The sequence below is a fragment of the Moorena sp. SIO3I6 genome (assembly GCF_010672095.1).
Genome location: NZ_JAAHHU010000661.1, coordinates 1 through 2498 on the forward strand (window position 1 = coordinate 1; position 2498 = coordinate 2498).

Genomic DNA, 2498 nt, shown 5'->3' on the forward strand with positions numbered 1-2498 from the left:
AGTTGTATCGGTAAACTGATTCAGGTTCATGGTCAAGTTTTCCGTCAGGCTAAGCGCACTAATGCCCAAGTTAGGGTGACAGAACTGCCTCGTTTATGGATTCTTTCCCCAACCGCTTCGGAAGAGTTTTTAGAAAGCTTTAATTTTCAACCAGATCTAGTTAATTATCCCAAGGGGATGTACTTTCTGGGGAAATCCTTGTATACGGCGATTGTGGCGATTCACCAACTACCAGTGACCCCGGAAACCTTATGGTTGAGAATTCTCGGTAGAGGTAGAGTGCAACAGCAAGCAATTGAGGAGTTGAAATCCCTACCGAACGGGAGTCAGCACAAAGACAATATCCTAGAATTAGTATATGACATGCTGGCGATATTAGACGCACGTATCAAACAAAATCAAAACCTTGAGGAAGATGACCGGGAGTTAATCATGCAATTATCTCAGATATATCAACAACGACTGGAATTGGCTACCGAGCTTGGCAGACAAGAGGGAATAGTGCAAGGTAAACAAGAAGGACTAGTCCAAGGGAAACAAGAGGGACTAGTCGAGGGCAAACAAGAAGGACTAGTCCAAGGTAGGCAAAACGAACGCCGTAGTATGGTCACCTACTTATTGCGTAGCCGTTTTGGTGAACTAGACCAGGAACTGCTGGGAATTATTGAGCCATTGATGGCACTCTCTCCAGAAGAATTTACCCCCCTACTCTTACATTTGTCTCGACTAGAATTATTGAATCGATTTGGAGAGCGAACATAGTCGCTAGGGAGTATGTTCACAAATCAAATGGAAATGCTATAGAAGCGCTATAGCTTTAATAACTTGTAGTAATTTAATCGATGACTCCGATTCCATCAGGTTTAATACTGGCATCAACTGATAAATCGGAGGATTGCCAGCTTGGAGATAAATAAACTGATAAATGTATCCGTTAGTCGATAGTCCCCAAACTGAGTCTTGATGGTCTAAACTCTTATAGGCATAGGTCAGTAATTGAGGTAACCCGACGGATACGTCAGCACTACTGTTTTTAGTTTCGATAACTAAGACCCAAAACGATACTTTATCTACTGTCTGTTGAGCTTTGTTAATTGCTAGAATATCTAGTCTGCCAGTAATTTTGGTATCCTGCTCTTGAATATCAATATCAGCAATCTCTTCTTCCAAGGAAATCTTTATTGGAGAGCGATAGAAGCCAGCTAATCGCAGTAAGGGAAAAACAGTTAGGGCTTTTACCAGTCCTTCAGATACTTTACCCGCGATTAAGTAATTATCAAAATCAGTCCGAATTTGTTCCAATTCCCGTTGCTCAAATTCAGTAATAGTGTCTAGGGATAACCGGGAAGTTAATGAACTATTGTATTGCCGTTGAAAGCCAAAGGTATGATGCACATCTTCTAGAGATAGGTGACTAGCTTGTATAATTGTCATAAGTTTATAGGATTATGATAGGTTGATAGGGATCCGTGTAGGAATTCTAAAAATTCTTGATCCCATATTCCCTACTCCCTACTCCCTACTCCCTATTCCCTGTTCCCTGTTCCCTACTCCCTTTCCTATAGTTATATCAGTTATCAATACTAACGGCGTTGCCACCATACCAACCCAGCTGTGGTAAACCCGACTAAGGGCATAAGTAACAGGGCAGTCCAACCCAGTAACTCAGCCTGGATTGCTGTTAGGTTAATCCGTCGATTGTTTTGTTCTTTAGGGCGGATAGATAGGACTTGATCATCTTGCTTGCTTAACCAGCTGATGGTGTTGAGAAAAACATCACCATTTAATTGCTGATCAAACCAACCATTGGTGGCAAAAGTAGAGTTACCATAGACTACTAGACGAGATGAAGAGGTCTTTTTGTTACCATCCTCTTGAGGAGTAGCTTGATCAATCCCTTCCGCTTGGCGGCTTAATGCTACACCTAGGATTAACGGACCAGGGCGATCGCTTTCTGGATTCAATTCCAGTGGCTGCTGTTTAGGATTGCTCTCAGCCCAAGTTCTGTCATTGGTAATTAGCAGAGGAGTTTCCTGGATACCATCTACTGGGGTAATTAAGAGCGATCGCGCCCAGGGATAAAAGGAAAATCCGTCGGCAAATTCCGTGGTAATGGGATGATTCCCATAGCTGGTGACCATGGGAGTTGCTGCACCAAGCACTAAGGAACGTTCTGGAGCAGACGGGTCAATCACTAACCTACTGTCTAGCTTAATTCCCCAGTCTTTGAGAAAGCTATCCAATTCAGGATTAGTATCAGGGTCGAGCATCAATAGTAAGCTACCACCCTTGGATAGATAGTTACGTAACCCTTTGACTTCTTTTTCTAATAATGGTCGCATCGGACCTGCACTAACCACGATTGATGCATCGGCTGGAACCTCTGAGCGTTCAGCTAGGTTAAGGGGTTGAACCGTAAAATTTTTATCCTCTAGAACACGTACTGCCTCAGATAATCCCCCTTCTACTTCTGCTAAGGATTTTTCTCCGTGACCTTG

The 2498-nt window shown here is 43.0% G+C and carries 4 protein-coding genes; 2 read left to right on the forward strand and 2 right to left on the reverse strand.

The window, feature by feature from the left end; all coding sequences use genetic code 11:
* Positions 1–762 (forward strand): hypothetical protein (locus F6K49_RS41055; protein WP_293106782.1); only part of this gene is annotated, 762 nt, incomplete at its 5' end.
* Between the two features lie 36 nt (positions 763–798).
* Here the strand turns inward: F6K49_RS41055 and F6K49_RS41060 are convergent.
* Positions 799–1434 (reverse strand): restriction endonuclease subunit R, encoded by a 636-nt coding sequence (locus F6K49_RS41060; protein ID WP_293020225.1) that lies wholly within the window; start codon positions 1432–1434, stop codon positions 799–801.
* A gap of 22 nt (positions 1435–1456) precedes the next feature.
* Here F6K49_RS41060 and F6K49_RS41065 point away from each other — a divergent pair, with 22 nt between their 5' ends.
* Positions 1457–1621 (forward strand): hypothetical protein, encoded by a 165-nt coding sequence (locus F6K49_RS41065; protein WP_293020227.1) that lies wholly within the window; start codon positions 1457–1459, stop codon positions 1619–1621.
* Here F6K49_RS41065 and F6K49_RS41070 read toward each other — a convergent pair.
* A partial coding sequence (locus tag F6K49_RS41070; protein ID WP_293106785.1) for a Gldg family protein occupies positions 1584–2498 on the reverse strand: 915 nt, incomplete at its 5' end. The genes F6K49_RS41065 and F6K49_RS41070 overlap by 38 nt on opposite strands.